The 20,657-nt window shown below is 30.5% G+C and carries 21 protein-coding genes, 1 riboswitch and 1 other annotated feature; of the genes, 7 read left to right on the top strand and 14 right to left on the bottom strand.

What is annotated here, in order from left to right:
* Positions 1-68: 68 nt before the first annotated feature.
* The 4 genes from RT714_RS14625 to RT714_RS14610 form a co-directional block, all read right to left on the bottom strand.
* On the bottom strand, positions 69-1,049 hold the full coding sequence (locus RT714_RS14625) for a WYL domain-containing transcriptional regulator (RefSeq protein WP_313758607.1): 981 nt from the start codon (positions 1,047-1,049) through the stop codon (positions 69-71).
* Between the two features lie 358 nt (positions 1,050-1,407).
* Positions 1,408-2,004 (bottom strand): DUF3841 domain-containing protein, encoded by a 597-nt coding sequence (locus tag RT714_RS14620; RefSeq protein WP_313758606.1) that lies wholly within the window; start codon positions 2,002-2,004, stop codon positions 1,408-1,410.
* Between the two features lie 76 nt (positions 2,005-2,080).
* Positions 2,081-2,287 (bottom strand): DUF3006 domain-containing protein, encoded by a 207-nt coding sequence (locus RT714_RS14615; RefSeq protein ID WP_313758605.1) that lies wholly within the window; start codon positions 2,285-2,287, stop codon positions 2,081-2,083.
* Between the two features lie 11 nt (positions 2,288-2,298).
* On the bottom strand, positions 2,299-3,168 hold the full coding sequence (locus RT714_RS14610) for a ComEC/Rec2 family competence protein (protein WP_313758604.1): 870 nt from the start codon (positions 3,166-3,168) through the stop codon (positions 2,299-2,301).
* A gap of 258 nt (positions 3,169-3,426) precedes the next feature.
* Here RT714_RS14610 and RT714_RS14605 point away from each other — a divergent pair, with 258 nt between their 5' ends.
* Positions 3,427-3,630 carry a TOBE domain-containing protein gene (locus tag RT714_RS14605; RefSeq protein ID WP_313758603.1) on the top strand — a complete coding sequence of 68 codons (204 nt, stop codon included), beginning with the start codon at positions 3,427-3,429 and terminating at the stop codon, positions 3,628-3,630.
* Positions 3,631-3,737: 107 nt separating this feature from the next.
* Positions 3,738-3,917, top strand: a complete 180-nt coding sequence (locus RT714_RS14600) for a small, acid-soluble spore protein, alpha/beta type (protein ID WP_216542903.1) — start codon at positions 3,738-3,740, stop codon at positions 3,915-3,917.
* Positions 3,918-4,002: 85 nt separating this feature from the next.
* On the opposite strand, the gene RT714_RS14595 is transcribed toward RT714_RS14600, so the two are convergent.
* The 4 genes from RT714_RS14595 to RT714_RS14580 form a co-directional block, all read right to left on the bottom strand.
* The gene (locus RT714_RS14595) at positions 4,003-4,530 is read right to left on the bottom strand and encodes an ATP--cob(I)alamin adenosyltransferase (RefSeq protein WP_313758602.1); all 528 of its coding nucleotides are present in this window, start codon (positions 4,528-4,530) and stop codon (positions 4,003-4,005) included.
* A 24-nt stretch (positions 4,531-4,554) separates the two neighbouring features.
* Complete coding sequence (locus RT714_RS14590; protein ID WP_313758601.1) at positions 4,555-5,487, bottom strand: ABC transporter substrate-binding protein; 933 nt, start codon at positions 5,485-5,487, stop codon at positions 4,555-4,557.
* 75 nt (positions 5,488-5,562) lie between these two features.
* Complete coding sequence (locus tag RT714_RS14585) at positions 5,563-5,943, bottom strand: DUF2752 domain-containing protein (protein WP_313758599.1); 381 nt, start codon at positions 5,941-5,943, stop codon at positions 5,563-5,565.
* The gene (locus tag RT714_RS14580; protein ID WP_313758598.1) at positions 5,933-6,289 is read right to left on the bottom strand and encodes a DUF4234 domain-containing protein; all 357 of its coding nucleotides are present in this window, start codon (positions 6,287-6,289) and stop codon (positions 5,933-5,935) included. The genes RT714_RS14585 and RT714_RS14580 overlap by 11 nt, the downstream gene beginning before the upstream one ends.
* A 400-nt stretch (positions 6,290-6,689) precedes the next feature.
* Positions 6,690-6,783, top strand: a riboswitch (THF riboswitch).
* 66 nt (positions 6,784-6,849) lie between these two features.
* Between RT714_RS14580 and RT714_RS14575 the strand changes: the two genes are divergently transcribed.
* Positions 6,850-7,365 (top strand): folate family ECF transporter S component, encoded by a 516-nt coding sequence (locus RT714_RS14575; protein ID WP_313758596.1) that lies wholly within the window; start codon positions 6,850-6,852, stop codon positions 7,363-7,365.
* 60 nt (positions 7,366-7,425) lie between these two features.
* Here RT714_RS14575 and trpB read toward each other — a convergent pair whose 3' ends face one another.
* The 4 genes from trpB to RT714_RS14555 form a co-directional block, all read right to left on the bottom strand.
* Complete coding sequence (gene trpB, locus RT714_RS14570) at positions 7,426-8,583, bottom strand: tryptophan synthase subunit beta (RefSeq protein WP_313758594.1); 1,158 nt, start codon at positions 8,581-8,583, stop codon at positions 7,426-7,428.
* A gap of 47 nt (positions 8,584-8,630) precedes the next feature.
* Positions 8,631-8,873, bottom strand: a binding site (T-box leader).
* 114 nt (positions 8,874-8,987) lie between these two features.
* Complete coding sequence (locus RT714_RS14565; protein ID WP_313758593.1) at positions 8,988-9,893, bottom strand: acetamidase/formamidase family protein; 906 nt, start codon at positions 9,891-9,893, stop codon at positions 8,988-8,990.
* A 69-nt stretch (positions 9,894-9,962) separates the two neighbouring features.
* Complete coding sequence (locus RT714_RS14560) at positions 9,963-11,333, bottom strand: APC family permease (RefSeq protein ID WP_313758591.1); 1,371 nt, start codon at positions 11,331-11,333, stop codon at positions 9,963-9,965.
* Positions 11,334-11,350: 17 nt separating this feature from the next.
* Positions 11,351-12,040, bottom strand: a complete 690-nt coding sequence (locus tag RT714_RS14555; RefSeq protein WP_313758590.1) for an isochorismatase family cysteine hydrolase — start codon at positions 12,038-12,040, stop codon at positions 11,351-11,353.
* Between the two features lie 294 nt (positions 12,041-12,334).
* Here RT714_RS14555 and RT714_RS14550 point away from each other — a divergent pair, with 294 nt between their 5' ends.
* The 4 genes from RT714_RS14550 to namA all read left to right on the top strand — a co-directional run bounded on the left by RT714_RS14550 (position 12,335) and on the right by namA (position 17,181).
* Positions 12,335-13,423, top strand: coding sequence for a response regulator (locus tag RT714_RS14550; RefSeq protein ID WP_313758589.1), 1,089 nt, complete (start codon positions 12,335-12,337; stop codon positions 13,421-13,423).
* On the top strand, positions 13,413-14,645 hold the full coding sequence (locus RT714_RS14545) for a PocR ligand-binding domain-containing protein (RefSeq protein ID WP_313758587.1): 1,233 nt from the start codon (positions 13,413-13,415) through the stop codon (positions 14,643-14,645). Before RT714_RS14550 ends, RT714_RS14545 begins: the two co-directional genes overlap by 11 nt.
* A gap of 99 nt (positions 14,646-14,744) precedes the next feature.
* Positions 14,745-15,980, top strand: a complete 1,236-nt coding sequence (locus RT714_RS14540; RefSeq protein ID WP_313758585.1) for an aminopeptidase — start codon at positions 14,745-14,747, stop codon at positions 15,978-15,980.
* A 184-nt stretch (positions 15,981-16,164) separates the two neighbouring features.
* Positions 16,165-17,181 (top strand): NADPH dehydrogenase NamA, encoded by a 1,017-nt coding sequence (gene namA / locus RT714_RS14535; RefSeq protein ID WP_313758584.1) that lies wholly within the window; start codon positions 16,165-16,167, stop codon positions 17,179-17,181.
* A 33-nt stretch (positions 17,182-17,214) separates the two neighbouring features.
* Here the strand turns inward: namA and RT714_RS14530 are convergent, their stop codons facing one another.
* Together RT714_RS14530 and RT714_RS14525 are read right to left on the bottom strand one after the other, a co-directional pair.
* Positions 17,215-17,958 (bottom strand): glycyl-radical enzyme activating protein, encoded by a 744-nt coding sequence (locus RT714_RS14530; RefSeq protein ID WP_313758582.1) that lies wholly within the window; start codon positions 17,956-17,958, stop codon positions 17,215-17,217.
* A gap of 80 nt (positions 17,959-18,038) precedes the next feature.
* Positions 18,039-20,408, bottom strand: a complete 2,370-nt coding sequence (locus tag RT714_RS14525) for a formate C-acetyltransferase/glycerol dehydratase family glycyl radical enzyme (RefSeq protein WP_313758580.1) — start codon at positions 20,406-20,408, stop codon at positions 18,039-18,041.
* Between the last annotated feature and the right edge of the window lie 249 nt (positions 20,409-20,657).

Below are 20,657 nucleotides of genomic sequence, written 5' to 3'. Positions count from 1 at the left end.
ATACTTTTAATAGAACTATATTAGAAAACCTCCTCTTACCAACGAATGATTTTCTTACATTAATAATATCATTCATTGGTGCAATCATTAATCCCCAATTCATATATTCTTTGTAATTTTCTCATTTCTTCTATTACGTCTTTCTTAAGTTTGTCTGGGGCTAACACTTCAGCCTTACTTCCCATGCCTAAAACCCATGTTTTAACTTCTTCATATCCCTTTAGATTTGCTTCAAAGATTATATTTTCTTCATCTATTTCAGTTATTTTTTGATTCAATGAATATTGTTTCTCTTTAACCAACTGACTCATAGGATATGATATTTTTAGTTTCAAATAAAAAATATCATCATCAATTATTCCAAATGATTTTCTCATTATACTCTTAATATCATATTCAATATTTATGGCAAACTTCTGTTGCAATACTTCTATATTTTCTATCCTAGAAATTTTAAAATATCGAACTTCTTTTCTCATCTCACAATAACCAAAGAAATATATAGCACCATCATGATCAAAAGTTCCATAGGGGTGCACTATTCGGATCTCACTTTTCTTCTTTCTTGTATCTTGTCGCAATGATTTGTATAATAACTCAATCTTTCTTTTATTAATTATTGCTTTACTAATTGTTTTCCATATATCTTTTTCTCTTTCTCCCATATATAGTGGTTTTAAATTATCCTTACTAAAATAATTAATATGCTCAAAATCCTTTTCTAAATTTAATATTTTATTAGCCAAGGTTTCAAAATTTAATGCAAAAATATGATTTCCACTTTTAATAGTTTCTCTAGCCATCTTTAATGCTTCTAGCTCCTCTTTTTTAAATCCTATACCTTTTAAATCTATTTTATTTTCTAAATAATATCCACCATACCTTCCACTTTTTGTTCCTATATAAATACCTGCTTTTTCAAAATCCTTTCTATATTCCTTAACCATTCTGGGACTTACTTCAAGTATCTCTGCAAGTTCTTCAACCTTCATCAATCTTCTTCCTTGTAAAAGCATGTACATATTTAATGCATTTGATAACCTTGACATAATCGTTCCTCCCTCTACTTACAATTTATACTATTTAAGATATTCTACATTCAATATAAAGACTCCTTCTTTCTTTGATAAATATCTACATAATCTTCTGTCAATTTTCGACAATTTATATATAATATCAAAAACCTTATTACTAATATGTTAAACATAGAACTAGAGAATAAGTACAGAGTACTCTATGCAAATCATAATCTCTTAAAAAACTTACTAAGCATTAAAATATATCCTATATGGTAACTAATAAAAGTACATAGTCTAAACTATGTACTTTTATTTAAATCTTTATTCAAAAACATCTTAACTTTCTAGCACTAAATTTTTGTCTACTTCTAATTTACAGAAAATTATCTTACTCCTTCCAATACAATATATCCCTAATCATATCTTCTCTTATCTCCCATATATTAGCCTGAACATTAAATATATTCCACTCATCAATCTCAAACACCCTCATCCAACTATCCATTATCCTTTTCTTTTCCAAAGGGTAAAAATTTGCATATTTTCCATCTATAAAGGAAAATAAGTCTTTAAATCCTTTTCTCTCCATATCTGCCATATAAACTTTTTCATCTTCCCCATCTTTAGGAATATATAAATGATTTAATACATAATCCCACTTTCTTCCATCAAAATATATAATTTCACTCTCATCTACTTCTAACACATATACTACTGTATCTTCTATTAGTTTTAGAATATTTTCTTCACTAATTGAGCACCACACTGGAAATTCCACCTCATCTGGTTTAGGAATTATTTTACTTGCCTTACTTACAAACCATTCATAAAGTTTTACATAATGTCCTGCTATATCTTCAAATTGCTGTTCTATATATTTTCTTTCAACCTTATATCTTCCTTTTTCCCTTATTTCATCTAAACTTTTTATATTCTGTCTAGTCCAAAGAGTTACTTTTTTAAACTCACTTTTTGAATTTACCATTATTTCACCCCTTCATATATAAGTTATATATACCCTATTTGCCATAACAAAAAACACCTACTCATAGGTGTTTTTCTTAATCTTCTTCACAAAATAAACTGTCAAATTTTTCTTGTATTCTTTTCTTTCTACCCTCAGTTTCTTTTTCATCTACGGAAATAATTATAATATCTCCTTCCTTTGCCTCCATCGGTAATATTATCTTTGGGATTTCAATTATCTCCCTGTTCTCCAATTCTACTATGGCAAGTTCCCCTTCAAACCTATCAATAGTAAACCTCATTTAATCCACCTCTAATCATTAAATTTTATTGTATCCCCATCACTAATCACTATAATATCCCCCTGTAAATCTGTTCTATAAATTTCTATCCCTTTATCATTTAATCTCTCTAATATTTCTTTATGTGGATGTCCATAGCTATTATCCTTGCCGGCAGAAATAACTGCAAATTTTGGATCAACAGCATCTAAAAACGTTTCAGAAGTAGATGTTATACTTCCATGATGACCTACATTTAGAACATCTGATTTCAATCTTCCTTTATTATTTTCTAGTATTTCTTTTTCAGATAATTCCTCAGCATCTCCTGTAAATAAAAAGGAATTATTTCCATTTACAAGTTTTATAACAACTGAATAATCATTTAAACTTTTATACTTTTCTTGATTAGGAGCAAGAATTGTAAATACAGCACCATTTAACTCATAGTTATTTCCTACCTTAGCCTTAGTAATAGATAATCCTTTATTTTTAATACTATCTAAAACATCTTCAAATGTTTTAGTATTTGTTATTGCATTGGGCATAATAATCTTCTCAACTTCAAAAGTATCAATTACATCATCTAACCCCCCTATATGATCTGCATGGGGATGAGTTCCTATAACATATTTAAGTTTATTGATATTTTGTTTTTTAATATAGTCTACAACTAAATTTCCATCTGAATTATTTCCAGCATCTATTAACATAGATTCATTTCCCTTTTTTATTAAAATAGATTCCGCTTGTCCTACATCTATAAAATGAACTTCCAGATTATCACCACTAACATCTAAATCAGATGTTACAATAGTTTCTAAAAAATCTTCACAAGCTGTTACTAAAAAAATCATGGATACCACTAATATTGCAACTAAAAACTTTTTAATATTCTTCATACCTTGCCTCCATTTCATTAAGAACCCTGTTGATAAATTACACTGTCTAGATTATATGCTCTATGATTATCATATTATAAATACTTGTTTTATACAATAAAAAATTATTTTCATCAAGTTAATTAAACAAAATCTACAAATATAAAACTTCTGACTATTTTATTTTAATTCCAAAATATATCTTTAGAAACACTTTTAAATCTTCAATACTTGGGTATAATCATTGTAATTATTATATGTTAAAAGAGGAGGATAACTATGCAGCTATCGGCAAGAAACCAACTTAAAGGTTTTATAAAAAACATTAAAAAGGGACCTGTATCAACAGAAGTTATAATAGATGTTAATGGATTTGAGATAGTATCTAGTATTACAACAGGTTCAGCAGAATCTTTGAATCTTAAAATAGGTGATGAAGCAATTGCTATAATTAAAGCAAGTAATGTAATGATAGGTATATAGATACTGTGATTAAATTTGTACTGCCGAATTTAATTCTTTCATTAAATTACCTAGTATTAAATTTATCTCAATGAACAAACTAAAGATAAATAATAAGAGGTGATTTTATGACAAGACTATCAGATCCAAATGCTAGCAAGGCTTTAGATCAAATGAAAGCAGAAATAGCAAACGAATTGGATGCTAATTTAACCCATAAAGAGAAGTTAGATGGAACTATGACTGCCAATTTAGTTGAAAGGGCAGAAAGAAAAATTGCTGATAAAAATAACTTTAACCCTAGCTAGGTAGAGCAAAGGCTCTTTTCTATAAATCAAGAAAAGAGCCTTTTTATAGTTTGTTCATATACATCCTTGAAATACTTAAAACATATTATTTGTAATTTCTACTAATATATTCTATTTCTTCTACTCCATTTAATTCATTAAGTTTAAGAGCTAAATTGAAAAAATACCCCGATAATAAATTAGTAAAATCAAATAGAATATTTGGAACTTCATTTCCACCATAATAATATCTATATAACATTCTTACAACTGCCTTAAACTTTGTCCTTAGAATATGTGCATGAGCTGCAGATTCACATCCTTGAGTAAGTACAAATCTATTGCATCTTTTTTTGACATCATTATATAGTGTATTTGTTCTCTCTTCTAACCATTTAAGCTCATCTTCTGTAACAGATACAAAAGTACGAAGAGATGGATTAATGTGATATACTAATTCACAAATAAGCAATAATTCATCTTTAATATTTTCATCCTCTATTAATGACCTTAACAGTCCTATATGACTTGCTGTTTCATCAGTAAGTATTTCAAAATCACATTTTAAATCATCTGAAGCATCACTTAAAAAAGGATATGCTTCATATTTACTTCTATATACTTTTCCTTTCATATGATCACCCTCTTAACCATAGTACTAATATAAATCAGGATAAACAGCCCTTGCCATCTCTTCCAATGCCTTTATAATATTATGATTAGGAAGTGAACTAGACATATTATCAACATAATATACCTGATTATCTTTTACTGCACTAATACTTCTCCATCCTTCTCGAGATTTAATTTCATCTACTGGATTTTCTATATAATTCACATTTGTAATTACTACATCTGGACTTCTATCTATAACTAATTCTTCTGATATAGACAACCAACCTTCCTTATCATTTAATATATTTACAGCTCCAATTATGTCTATCATCTCATTTAAAAATACACCTTTCCCAAAACTATATAGATTAGGTAGAGCAGCTATTTCAAAGTATACTGATTTCTTCGAAGTAATAGTATCGCCTATTTTCTTTATTTCTGTAATTTTATCCTTCATATTATTTATTATATCTTTTCCTCTTTCCTCAGAGTTTAGAACCTTAGATATAAATATTATATCATTGTAGATTCCTTCAATACTATTACTTGACGGTATATAAGCTAAACTAATTCCTAACTTTTTTATTTGTGCCAATGGATCATTTCCACCAGCCATTGTAATAGTTGAAGCAATGACTATATCAGGTTTTAGCGCAATAATCTTTTCTGCATCTGGTGCCATCATATCAATATTCGGTATGCCATTTGTCAAGCCAGAAACATCTTTAGATTGTTTGTCTATGGCAATGATTCTATCTCCAAATCCTAATTCTACCAAGATTTCAGTTATAGATGGTGCCATTGAAATTATTCTATTGATCTCATTAGGAATTAAAATCTCATTTCCTGCAGGATCTATTAAAGTCAATGGTTTCTTTGATATTTCTGGCGTTGTTTTTGTTTGATTTGAATTGCAACCTATTAGCATAGACAGTACTATTATAAAAATAATAGTTGTTGTAATAATTTTTTTCACTGTTATTCCTCCAATTTTTATAATTAAAATCATCTTAAATCCTAGTATTCTTCTTTTTCTTAATTTAATTTCATATTAATTATTTAATATAATTGGCGATAAATAGCTAAAGGTTAGGGTATTCCTAAGAATTCCAAAACCTAGTGCTATTACAATCATTAAAATCAGTATAATCTTTGCTACCTTTATATAATTATTATATTCAAATATATAATAAATTACAAAGATTGGCGGTATTATAAATATTAATGGATTAAATCTAAAAGCTTGATAAAAATCAAACCTAAGAATCGAATGCAGTGCCCTTGTCATTCCACATCCTGGACAATAAAACCCCGTAATTCTATTGAAAATACAGGGTATTATAGGTCCGCTTAAAGGATCAGCAAAATATATAAATATTACTAGGATAATTATAACTGGCAGTAATATTTTAATTTCTTTCTTAGTCAGCATAGCTATATTCAACCATATTGTTGATTTCTGATTGCATAATACAATATGCTACAATTCCTAGTTGAAAAATTGCCAACACTAGATACAAGATGGAATTGTCTTGTGGCACTGTACCTGCTCGTTCTTGTGCCTCATACAAAGCCTTACCCATTTTATAATTCCAAAAGAAAAAATAAATCCCACAAGTAACTATAGTAAGTAAAAATGCCTTTCCTCCAGACATGGAATCATCTCCACTTAAGTAACTAGCTTCATCTGTAAGTTTTATAAACCAATAAATACTATATATTCCACAAGTAAGAATTGAAAATATAATTGCTAGTCCAATGCTTCTTTTTTGTATCATAAAATCTCCCCCTTTTCTTATATTTAGGATATGAAAGTTATTCTCAACATTTTTCTATACACCTATATATTAAATTTCGACACATCTTCTAAAAACTCCTCTTTTTTTACCAATTATTTAAAAAACTTTCTATCATTTTTCTAAAATTTATTTCATAGAGGTTTTAACACCTTTTCTTAAGAATATTATTTATGTTTGAATTTTAAATAATCTAATTCAGGTTTTCATCCTAAATAGTATTTTAGTTATTAATATATAATTGAATTCTATTTCTTATTCATTAGTAACTTTAATCTTTTATAGATACTTCTAGTTATTAGATTGTATGGTAAAAAATAGTATGGTATACTTTATGTGTAATTTATGGCAGAGTCTTTCAATTGTCTTTGCTTAAATAAATGACAGAGTAGATAATATGCGTAAAGTGTCAAGGGATGGAACGTCGCCCTTGAACGAAAAGCAAATGCTTGCGGCATATTATTGCGTTCGCTGCCACTATCAGTAATATCTTCTTTCTGATGTGACAGACTGTCATATCATATATGAAAGGAGGTATTTTTATGAAAAAAATTAGTATTAAAATCATTGTTATTTCTGGATTTTTGATTGCCTTAAACGTAGTATTATCTAGGGTCATTACTATACCAGGGCTCATTAGTTTTGGAGGTTTTCCTATTATATTTGGTGGAATAGTCTTTGGTCCAGTAGTTGGAGGAATAGTAGGCGGAGTTGGAGATGTAGTTAGTTTCATTGTAAGACCAACAGGTCAATTTATGCCCCATTTTATTCTAACATCTGCTCTTACTGGCATCATTCCTGGAATCTTAACAAAGATTTTAAAAAACGATTTAAACAAGCCAATATTGTGGAAAATATTTCTATCCATTTTTATTGGACAGGTTATAACAAGCGTTATAATGGTACCATATTTTAGACAAATACTTTTTGGTCATCCATTTGTAGCTACTATGTTAAAAGCAGCAACTAAACAAGCTATTAATATACCTGCATATTCCATTATTATAAAAATATTAATAAAATCTCTATATAATGCGGGAGCACTTAAAAAAAAATGAATAGTAAATATAATAAGTGTATAGTTTTGACTATACACTTATTATAATGTAGACATCTAATTATTTTATCATATCCCTTACTTGTGCCACGTCCTTATCTCCTCTTCCAGAAAGATTTACTATTATAATCTTATCTTTACTTAAATTCTTAGCTAATTTCATTCCATAGGCTATGGCGTGAGCGCTTTCTAAAGCTGGAATTATTCCCTCTGTTTTTGATAGATTAAAAAAAGCATCTAAGGCTTCTTTATCAGTTACAGATTTATATTCTGCCCTTTTAGTATAGTTATAGTAACTATGTTCTGGTCCTACACCGGGATAATCTAGTCCTGCGGCAATGGAGTGGGTACTATGGTCTAATAAATAACATTTAAAACCATGTATTAAACCAATATTACCTTTACATATACTAGCAGCATGTTCTTTGGTATCAATTCCTTTTCCAGCTGGTTCTACTCCTATCATATTCACTTCTTTGTCATGATAGAAAGGTGAAAATAAGCCTATAGCATTACTGCCTCCTCCAACGCAGGCTACTAAATAATCGGGTAATCTTCCTTCCTTTTGTAAAACTTGATTTTTTGCTTCTTTTCCTATTATAGATTGGAATGTCCTCACTATCATTGGGAATGGATGAGGTCCTACTGCTGAGCCAAGAAGATAGAAAGTATTATCCTTATTTTCTACATAGTCTTCTAATGCCTTATCTACTGCTTCTTTTAATGTCTTATTTCCTTCCTCTACTGCCACTACCTTTGCCCCTAACATTTCCATTCTGAAAACATTTAACTCTTGCCTTTTAGTATCTTCAGCTCCCATATAAATTGTACAGTCTACTCCAAGTAAAGCACATACTGTAGCTGTAGCAACTCCATGCTGTCCTGCTCCCGTTTCTGCTATTACTCTCTTTTTCCCCATTCTTTTGGCAAGTAGTCCCTGTCCCATAGCATTGTTAATCTTATGAGCTCCTGTATGGTTTAAATCCTCTCTTTTTAGGTAAATCTTAGCTCCACCCATTTCCTCTGTTAGTCTTTCTGCAAAATATAAAGGATTTTCTCTGCCTACATATTCTCTTAAATAATAATCTAGTTCCTTCATAAACTCTTCATCTTCCATAGCATTATAGAATTCTCTTTCCAATTCTTCTAATACTACTTTCAATTCTTCTGGTACATAAGCCCCGCCAAATTCTCCAAATAATCCACTTTCTTTTTTCATATTTCTTCCTCCTAAATTAAAATTAAATACAAAAAAACCTCCATCCTCAATAGGACGAAGGTTGAATTCGCGGTGCCACCTAAATTATGCAAAAATGCATCTCTCTTAATGGGATACTAGCATATCCTGTCCTTAGCTAACGGTAGGCTTCCGGCACGGGGTACTCTCTATAGATTTCCACCAGCTTCTACAAAGTCCATTCATTAGTTCCATCTTTGCTAAAGTCCCACCAATCTTTAGCTCTCTGTGAAAGATAAGAATTAACTACTCTTCTTTGTCTTCGAATTTATTTTTGTATTTTAACTATCTTATCAGTTTAATTTGTAAAATGCAAGGCTTTTTTGATTATAATATTTTTTCTATAAACCTTCTAGATTTTTCTGATTTTAGTTATTACTTAAAACCTATAGTTTTTCTATTAATCTTTCAGTTGATATAATATGTTTTGGTATGGCAGCTCTTATGGTTTTCTTAGGATCTACAACTTGAGATATTTTTAAATCTACAGCCAAACTAGTTAAAATATAAGCCTCTTCCCATTCTAATCCTAAAGCCCTCTCAAGATATTTTACTGTTTCACTAGTAGCTTCATATAAAGCAGAATCTAAATTATTACCGGAAGCAATAATCATAGTATGTCTGTCTGTTTCAAGTAAAGGCCATTTTACTGTTCTACCCTTAATTAAATTGATTTCAAGAGTAACTTCTGCTGGGACTTCTAAACCAGTAAAACAAATTTCTCCATCTCCCATAATTGCATGACAATCACCTAATGCCAACAAGGCACCCTTTTGATTTACAGGGAAATACAGTGTGGATCCTGCCGTGATATCATTAGTGTCCATATTTCCACCATGTTTCCATGGACTATCAGTTGGCCATTCACCATCTTCTTTAGCAGGTGCTACTCCTATTACTCCTATCATAGGTCTTATAGGCAATTTTATTCCATGAAATATTGCATATCCATCTTCAATATCCACCACTCTAATTATTGGTTTACTAACCTGATCCCCGAGCACACCTTCATTTGGTACCACTGCAGAAACCCCTTTATCACCGACATCAATACTAATAACTTTTACTTGAAGTAAATCTCCTGGTTCTGCACCTTCTACATAAATAGGTCCTGTAGCAGGATTTAATCTATCATAATCAATTTCTGTTAAAACTTGTTCTTCATTATAAATTTGTTGAAAAAAGCAATCATTTGTTGCTACCTTGACTACATCTCCAGGTGTAATTATCTCTACATGCTCCATAAAGTTTTTAAACTTATAAATAACTTTTTTTCCCGAAACTATCTTCATATTTATCTCCTCCATATCTATATATTATTCTGAAAAGACAGGAGAAATTTCCCCTGTCTTAACTCTTTTTTACTCAAAGCTATTGATATCGTCAGGTGTTAATGTAATTAATTCATTCTTATTAGGATGTTTTTTTCTATAAAGTTCCATCAAAATATATAATGCAACTCCAATAAAACTATAGATAGCAAGTGAGATATATCCACCTATTGCTAATTCTAAAGTTGAACCTATGATTATCCAAACAGATACTATCATTCCAAGAATAAATAATAGATTCCCTCCTGGTGCTTTATAAGGTCTTTCCCACTCAGGAAATTTCTTCCTTAGAACCATTGCATCTAAACAACATATAAAGTATACTAATCCTGCTGCTATACAGGAAACCGCATAAATATATTGAACCCAGTTATCTCCAGTAAATAGACAAAAGAAAATTGAAAATAATAATACTACAAAGTTTGCAATGATTGGTTGTCCATGTTTATTTAGCTTAGTAAAGGCTTTAGGCAATTGATTTAACTGAGCTGCACCATATAATACTCTTGCAGATGATACCCAAAATCCCATTAATGTAGTAAATGCATGTAATATACCTGAAACTATAGCAGCTATACCTACTATCTTAGGTAATCCAAATTTAGATACAAGTTCTGGCTCTGGCAAATTCATACTTGCTATTTCTTTCCAAGGTGCCATACCTCCTATTGCAAATACAATGATAAAATATAAAACTGCTGGAACAAATAATGATGACAAAATAATTTTCCATATCTTTTCTGGTGGAAAGTTTGTTTCTTCTATCATTGTAGGAGTCATTTCAAATCCTATGAATTTTAAAGAAAATACTGCAAATGCTATAAATATTCCATTGAATCCTTTAGGAAACATACCACCATGAGAAGAAATATTATCAAAAGACCAACTTCCACTAAAGAAAAATGTTCCTGCAACAATTAAAGATATAACTACCATTGTAAAGAAAAATATACTAGCTAATCTTCCAGTAAATCCAATATTGAAATTAGATAATATATACCATAAAACTATTATTCCAATAGCAACCCAAACTACCATATCAGCTGGAATAGGAATAAAAAAATTAAGTGCTGTTATAAAAATAAATGCCATCATAGGCGGCTCCACAACTTGTATTAGAAACATCATCCATTGAGCTGCCCATCCTGCTTTGTGACCAAACGCATTAGTAGTCCAAATATCAACTGCCGACGAAAATGGTAACATTGCAGTAAGCTCCGCAAATGTTAAACCTACAGGTATTAGCAATAGAGACAAAATGGGAAATATAATGGCTGCCCCTGCTCCAGTTACAGAGAACCAATAAGGAGCTTCAGCAAGCCAACCACCTATTACTGCGCCTGAAGCTATGGCTATCATTTGCATAAAAGATAGATTTCTTTTTAATTTTACATCTGACATATTAAAACCTCCTATTATTATTTAATAACTTCTAATAACTCATCTGTGTTAATAACATGGCAGTAAATATTATTCAAGATTTCTAATTCATTTTGTTGAATTCTTTCTGTAGAAGCCATACAAGCATCTTCAATTAACCATACATTAAAGCTCTCATCAGCAAGACTTCTCACTGTACCTGAAACACATTGATCTGTAAATACACCTGTTACTACAACTGTATCAATTCCCATATTGTGTAATACTAACCTCAGATTTGAACCAGTTATTGCACTATCAGTTGTCTTTGTAATAACTATTTCATCATCAATAGGTGCTAACTCTGAAATTATTTCACCATCTTCAGCTCCAATAGGCAAAAGAAGTTCATTGAACCCAGTAGCTTTTTGGACTAAAGATCTATCACTTCCATTTTTCTTATGACATTGAATTTTAGCAAAAATAACTTCCATTCCCTTAGCTCTAAATCTTTCTAGAATTCTTTTATTGTTTGGAATAACTACCTCTTCTATCTTGTCATAGAATGGTTCCCATCTTTTTAAATTAGCTAACTCTGCTTCATTAACATCTTCTGCAAAAGGTCTAGTAATAAAAACTTTTTGCATATCAACAATTAGTAATGCAGTTTTTTTCGGTTCAATAACAATTTCCCCTATTTCATTATCCAACTCATAATAAAAAGATACATGCCTATTGTTTACCCTCATAGATAATTCCTCCTTTTATTTTAATATAATTACTACTTAAATAACTACAAATTGTTGATACTTAGCCTAATACATAATTGAATTTTTTTATTATTCTAAATATATTGTAACATTCCTAATATAAGTAAATCCTTTGCATATATTTTATTTTTTATATCTTAACATCATATTTTGCAAATCAAAAGTATGAAATAGCAAATATATAATATATTGATATGTCTGTAAGCAAATGATAACCTATAATTAGAAAACTTATCTGTTAAAATTTATCTTCTTCAAGGAGGGAGAAACATAATGTATACAGTATTAATAGCAGATGACGAAATTATTGAACGCAACTATCTAAAAAGTGTTCTCAAAAAACACTCTGAAGAGTTTACCCTAGTTGGAGAAGCAACTAATGGTGAACAAGTAGTTGACATGGCCTTTCAAAAGAAACCTAATATTATAATTATGGATATTAATATGCCCCTTCAAAATGGACTAATAGCTGCAAAAACTATAAAAGAAAAGTTTCATAATACTATTATTATCTTAAATAGTGCATACTCAGAATTTGAATTTGCACAACAAGCTATTCATTATAATCTTGATGCATATTTATTGAAACCTGCTAGTGAAAAAGAAATACTTGATACAATGATTAATTCTCTTCACAAGAAATATATCAAAGACCAAGTTATTGGTGATTATAATAATATATCAAATACTTTAAATAATAAATATCCTTATGCCCTTGTAGATAGATTAACTAATTCTATCTTTACAGGAGATTTTGAACTTATTAGATTTAATGTTCTAAATTATATTGACTTTTTAAATTCTCAGCAAAATAATTTAGAAGAATATAGATTGCATATAATAAATACTATCTTTTCAATAATGAGATCCCTTAAAAAAGTTTTACCTGATAATATACAGTTATTATTAAATGGTGATGAATATCTTCAAAAAATAAGCAAATCCCAATATTGGTATGATATACTAGCTGTCACTGAAGATTTCTTTAGACAATTTTTAATTTTGTTCAATGCAAAACTATCTTTATCTTCTAATTTCACTGATATGGTTGAAAGATATATAGAAGAAAATTTTGAAAAACAAATTTCATTAGATATGCTTGGAGAAATATTTCATTTTAATCCTTCATATTTATCAAGAAAATTTTGTGAAGATAAAGGTTATACCATAAATGATTTTCTAAATAAAAAGCGAATTGAACATGCTATTTACCTATTAAAAAATTCTAATCTTTTAATAAAAGATATCTCAAGAAATTGTGGATTCACAAATGTATCACACTTTAATCGAAATTTTAAAAAGGTTACAGGCAAACAACCTTCTCAAATCAGACTGGAGGAAAATATTAAAAATGGATATTAAACTAACAGATATACTAACAGAAGACTTCTTAGAAAAATTTCAGGATTCCTTTGCTTTTGCTACGGGTTTTGGTGTTGTCTTTGTAGATTTAGATGGTAATCATATAGGAGAGGGAAGTAATTTCTCTAAATTTTGCAGTGCTATTAATAAGACAAAGGAAGGAGCATCTTACTGTGCATTAACTAATCGAAAAGCAATAGATTTAGCTATTAAAACAAAAAAACCCAGTATATATATATGTCATGCTGGTCTTATAAATATAGAAATTCCATTGACCTACGGAGGTGAATACATAGGAGCAATTACTGCAGGACAAGTCTTATGTTCCGATATGGATATCTATCCAAAGGATAGTGACTTTAAATTACTTCCTTGGCTTCATACAGAAGAAGCCGCCGAATATTTTAGAAATATAAAGGTACTCACTAGACAAGAAATTGAAGCTACAGCAGTATCTCTAGAAAATATAGCAAACTATATTATTCAAAATACTATGTATAACAAGCTTCAAGAAAAATTAGCAAAAGAGCGTCAAAAAACCTTGGAATATGAAAAAAAACAAATTGAAATGGAGCATCAGCTAAAGCTAGCAGAATTAGAGGCACTCCAAAAACAAGTTACCCCACATTTTATTTTTAATGTAGTAAGTTCTATATCTAGATTAATCTCTATGGAGGAGTATACATCTGCTTCAAATATGCTGGATTCTTTTTCACAAATGTTACGATATAGTTTATCTGATATAAGCTCACAAATTACCTTAGAGCAGGAACTGAACTATATTCAAAACTATTTAGTCATACAAAAAAACCGTTTTTGCGAGAGAATAGAGTATGAAATCATAACAGATAGTGAAATACTATCACTTATAATACCTTATTTTTCTTTACAGCCCTTAGTAGAAAATGCTATTGAACATGGTCTGCTTCCATTAGAAAAGGGTGGTAAATTAAAGTTGAATTTTTCAACTACACCTTCACATTATTGTATCGAAATATTTGATAATGGAATTGGAATGAATGATAAAAAGTTAAATGAAGTTAAGAAAATTTTACAAAGTGGTAAAGATACTACTTCTACAAATCACATAGGTCTTAAAAATTGCTATAGAAGATTTAAACTTATGTATGGTGAAAACTCAACCTTTAATATAGAAAGCAGACCTAATAAAGGTACAAGAATATATATTACAATATCAAGGAATAATTATATTGGAAAGTAACTTCAAAGATGGAATATGAAAATTTTGTAGAACATTTTCCGTTTACAAAATTTTCCACATCCTATAAACTATAGATAAATACATAAAAGAGGTGATATCTTGAAAAATTTTGAAACTATGTTAAATGAATATGCAAAGTTATGTGTTAAAGTAGGTATCAACATCCAATCAGGTCAACCTTTAGTTATTAACTCTCCTATTGAAGGTGCTTATTTTGTAAGACTTGTGGCTGAAAATGCCTATGAGCTTGGTGCTAGTGAAGTTCATGTTAATTGGAATGATGAAGTACTTACAAAACTAAAGTTTGAAAATGCTCCTATGGAAGTATTTGAAAACTTCCCCAAATGGTATGCTGACGGTTTAGAAGATTATGCTAAAAAAGGTGCAGGTTTCCTCTCTATATCAGCTCAAGATCCTGAATTACTTAAAGAAATCGACCCTAAAAAAATAGCTGCAAATAATAAATCTTCCTCCATAGCTTTAAAGGAATGGAGAAAATATACAATGAATGATATAAACCCTTGGTGTGTAATATCTATTCCTACAAAGTCTTGGGCAAAAAGAGTATTTCCAAATGTAAGTGAAGAAGAAGCTGTAGAAAAATTATGGGCTGCTATATTCAATGCTACTCGTATGGATTTAGAAGACCCTATTAAAGCTTGGGAAGATCATATGGATAATTTAAAAGATAAAGTTGACTTCTTAAATAATAAAGAATTTAAAACTTTACATTATACTTCATCTAACGGTACCGATTTAGTTGTTGAATTACCAGAAGGACATATATGGGCTGGTGGCGGAGCAATAGATTCTAAAAATACTTATTTCGCTCCAAATATGCCTACTGAAGAAGTATTTACTATGCCCCTTAAAACTGGTGTAAATGGTGTAGTATACAGCACAAAACCTTTAAACTATGCAGGGAATACCATTGACGAATTTAAACTTACATTTAAGGATGGAAAGGTATTTGATTTTGACGCTAAAGTTGGCAAGGAAACCCTAAGCATGCTATTGGATATTGATGAAGGTGCAAAGTATTTAGGAGAAGTTGCCTTAGTTCCTTATGACTCTCCAATATCCAACTCTAATATTATCTTTATAAACACTCTATTTGATGAAAATGCCTCCTGCCACTTTGCTTTTGGCAAGGCTTATCCTACTAACATAGTAGGCGGAGAGAAAATGACAGATGAAGAGCTAGAAGCTCATGGAGTAAATAACTCCCTTACTCATGTTGACTTTATGATAGGTTCAGAAGATATGAATATCCTTGGGGAAACTAAGGAGGGAGAGAAGATACAAGTATTCCAAAATGGAAATTGGGCATTTTAAATAATGCAGAAAATACAATGAAAAGAACAATAGGACAGTCTATTTCCTATTGTTCTTTTTAAAATGTAGAAAGTGTTTCCTTATTGTGTCATCAAAAAATTATTTAACTTTATTAAATAAAACTCCATATTATTATTATATTTTTCTTTTATGGGTAAGTATATCTTTAAGGATGGTGATATATTTGAAAAGCTTAACATCTTATAATCTAAAAGGATTAGAGCTGAAAAATCGCATAGTAATGCCCCCAATGTGTATGTACTCCTCTGATGAAAATGGCATGGTTCAAGATTTTCACGAGGTACATTATGTATCTAGGGCAATAGGCGGTGTTGGATTAATCATTGTAGAAGCTACTGGTGTTGTTCCAAATGGTAGAATATCTAGCAATGACCTTGGCATCTGGAGTAACGAGCATATACCAGGATTAAAATCCTTAGTGGATAAAGTAAAATCTCATGGCAGTAAAATAGCAATACAATTAGCCCATGCAGGAAGGAAATGTACATCAAATGATGAATATATTGTAGCTCCTTCAGCCATTAGATTTAGTAAGGAATATAGAGTACCTCGTGAATTAACTATAGATGAAATCAAGGAATTGGTCTTAGCCTTTAAAGAAGCTGCAAGACGTGCAAATGAAGCTGGTTTTGACAGCATAGAAATTCACGGAGCCCATGGATATCTTATACATGAGTTTTTATCACCTATTACCAATAAGAGAACTGATGAATATGGCGGCAGTCTAGAGAACAGAACTAGATTTTTAAAGGAGATATTACTATCTGTTAAAGAAGTATGGCCTAGAGAAAAACCAATTCTTCTTAGGGTATCTGCTGATGATTATTCAGAAGGCGGAATCAATAAAGAAGAAATGGTTAAAATCATCGATGAAATCAAAGATAATATAGATATGGTTCATGTAAGTACTGGTGGACTTATTAATGTTAAATTTGATATATTCCCAGGATATCAAGTATTACATGCTGAAACCATAAGAAAAGAATGTAATATACCTACAATTGCAGTAGGGCTTATTAATGGATATGACCAAATAGAAGAAATTCTATATAATAACAGAGCTGATTTAGTAGCTATAGGCAGAGGTCTTCTTCGTGATCCATATTTTGTATTAAATATGGCCTATGAAAATAGACTTCCTTTAAAATATCCTCAGCAATATGAAAGAGGATATATGTAGTAAAAAAACTGGCAAATTAAATTTGCCAGTTTTTTACTTATAATTAACTACTTCTACTCCTTGATATTCTACTATCTTTTTTAATTCATTTAAATATTCATCTGATGGAGTTTTAAAATCTCTTGATGGCTTTTCCTTTCCAAGAACTTCATATTTTATATCTCCAAATGAATGATATGGCAGAAACTCTATCTTTGGTTCTTTTATACTATCTTTAAGGAAGATAGCTGTTTTTCTTATATTATCTTTATCAGAATTTACACCATCTATTACTGGTATACGTACTACTACAGCTACATTTAACTCTTTTAACCGTCCTATATTTTTTAATATCTCTTTATTGCTAACTCCAGTGAAAAATTTATGTTTCTCATCATCCATATGTTTAATATCTATAAATATTAAATTTAACTTCTCTAATATATCTTTTACTTCATCAAAATCAAAATAGCCACTGGTTTCAATTGCTAAATCTATAGCTTTATCATAGAGTTTATATACAAGTTCTCTAAGCATATCTACTTGAAACGTTGCTTCACCACCTGAAAAAGTAACGCCACCACCTGAGAATCTATAAAATATTCTTTGCTTTTCTATAATACTTAATATTTCCTCACTACTATAGCAATAAATTAACTCTTCTCCCTGCGAAATCTTATTAAGATTAACATGACTTTCTGGATTAGCACACCATTTACACCTAAGGGGACAACCAGCAAAGAAAATTACTGTTCTAATTCCATTACCATCATTCACAGAAAAATTTTGTGGTTCCATAAAGTACCCTCTAATATTATTCATTTAGTTCACCTCTAACTTAGGTAAAAGACATAGAATAACCTAATGTCCATCCCAAACTAATATTTTTCATGGGCTGTTCTTGCAATTATGGCATCTTGCATTGATCTAGATAAATTGACAAACTGTGTGCTATATCCAGCAACTCTAACTAATAAGTCTTTATAGTCCTCTGGTCTCTCTTGAGCCTTACGTAATATTTCAGTAGATATTGTATTAAATTGAACATGAAATGCTCCAAGGGAGAAAAAGGATTGAATCATAGCACCTAAATTGCTTTGACCTCTATTCGTATTTACCAGTTCTTCATTTAGCCTTAAATTCAACAATGTTCCACCAGAGTGAACATCTTGATTAAGTTTTGCTGCAGAACGCATTGCTGCCAATGGAGTAGATGTATCAGTTCCAGCAAATGGTGATACCCCTTCTGATAATGGTTCTTTAGCTTTTCTGCCACATGGAGTTGCTCCAACAACTTTACCAGTTGGCAAATAATTAGAAATTCCCATAAAAGCAGTATTAAAATTGTTATTATTTATATCCTTATATTTATGTCCTTCCTTGTAATAATGGTTAGCCATCTTCATAGCTATATCATCTACATAGTCCATATCGTTACCATACTTTGGAACATCTAAGGCTAATTTTCTCAAATCATCATAGCCTTCCCAATTAGCATCAAGTGCATTTATAAGATTTTCCATAGTCGTTACCTTATCTTCAAATACCAATTTCTTAATAACAGCCAGTGAATTAGAAGTAACTGCAAGACCTATTCCAGTAAGGACTGGTCCTAAATTATATTTTGCCCCTGCATCAACTAAATCCTTGCCTTGTAATATACATTCTTCTATACAAGATGATAAGAATGGTCTTGGAACCATTTCCTTATGAAGTTTTTGTGCCAATAAAGTTGCAATAACTGAATGTCTAATTAAGTTGTCAAACTGCTTATAGAAAGCATTTTCCACTTCTTCATAGGTTTCAAATGTCCGTGGATCCTTTTCATCTAATCCTATCTTCTCTTTAGTAATTCTGCTTCTCCCTTGATTTAGTGCAAATTCCAATGCCGCAGTAAAATTAATATTAACTGCTGATGTCCACTCACCTGTTTTCCTGAAATGGGGAACTACACAGCCGCAGTTATTCCAATCCCTTGCATCTTCTGGCTCATAACCAGCATTAATAAGCATTTGATAGCCTGCATTATCACTATGAATAGCTGGAAATCCTGTGCCTTTACTTACTAAATGGGTTACAGCTTCTAGAAACTCACTTGGGCAATCCTGATGAATTCGGACACTAAGTCCAGGCTGATGAGTCTTTATCCTTTCAGTAGCCTTTAAACTCATATAGGATAAATCATTAGTAGCATCCTTTCCATCTCTTGTTTTACCACCAATTGTTAAGTTTTGAAATTGGTTATATCCAGCAAAAAATTCCGCTGTATTGGCTGAAATTGTCCATACCCATTCAGAAAGTTTTATCCAATATGCTTCAATTAATTCTTGAATCTGCTCCTTAGTCATGATTCCTTTTTCTATATCAGATTTATAATAGGGATACATAAACTGGTCAAATCTTCCCACATTAAGAGCCAATGGATTTTCGGATATTATACCTCCTACCTGTGTAAACCAAATGAATTGGATAGCTTCATAAAAAGTAGTTGGAGGATTTTCTGGTACTTTATTGCATATTTCTCCAATCTTTAAAAGTTCTCTTTTCCTTATTTCATCCTTTTCTTCCATTGCCAATTCTTTTGCTTTTTGAGAATATCTTTTAGCAAGTGTTATAATTCCCTCTGATGTAATAATTATAGATTTATAGAAATCTTTTTTCTTCAAATCTTCAGCGGAGGTATCGGACAATTTTAATAGGTTTTCTTCAGCTTCTTTAATTATTCCACCAAAACCTTTTTTGAATAAAACATCTTGATAATCTGGTGTTATCTCACCAACAGCCTGCCTCCATTTAGAATCATTATCTACAATACCTGTATCAACAACAACCTTTGCAGTTTCTTTAGGTAATTGTGCTAGGAAAGATTCTTCTAACGATTTTCCCTTCCAGTAAGGAAATATTTCTTTCCTGACATATTCCCTTTGCTCATCTGTCATGACATAAGGATCTTGTACTCTTTTATCAAAATTATCCATTTCTTTATCTACCCAAGTCCAAGAGAATTCAGGTGTTAAAATTCCACATTTTCTAAATTCACCTATAGCAGCTACAATAAGTTCACCCTCAAAGATATTTGTATCTATTTGTTCACAAGTATCTCTAAAAGCTTTAGCTCTTCTTATTGGTATTGATTCACCCTCAGTGACTTTGTGTGATTCAGTCCAAATTCTTGCTCTTTCATAAGAAATTGCTGGCTTAGAATTTATATAGTTCTGTCTTGCCAATTCAATTCTTTCTGTAATCATATATGCTCCCTCCTTTTATTTAATTCTATTTTTTATGTTTTCACACTTATTGTGCGTTATAACATACTCAACGTTTAAAATTTATTCAGAATGGCTCTAATCATTCTGAATAAATTTAATACTTAACTATATTCTGAAATATAACTTCTATATCATAGGGATTGCTATATGAATGCTCTACATTGGCTTTAAAAGCTAATGCAGATGGAGCTTTAAGTTCAAATTTTTCTCCGTCTACGGTTAATAAAA

This window comes from Tissierella sp., from assembly GCF_032104385.1.
Lineage (GTDB): Bacteria > Bacillota > Clostridia > Tissierellales > Tissierellaceae > Tissierella.
Note: the sequence above shows the minus strand (reverse complement) of the source record. Positions and strands in the feature narration are given on the sequence as shown.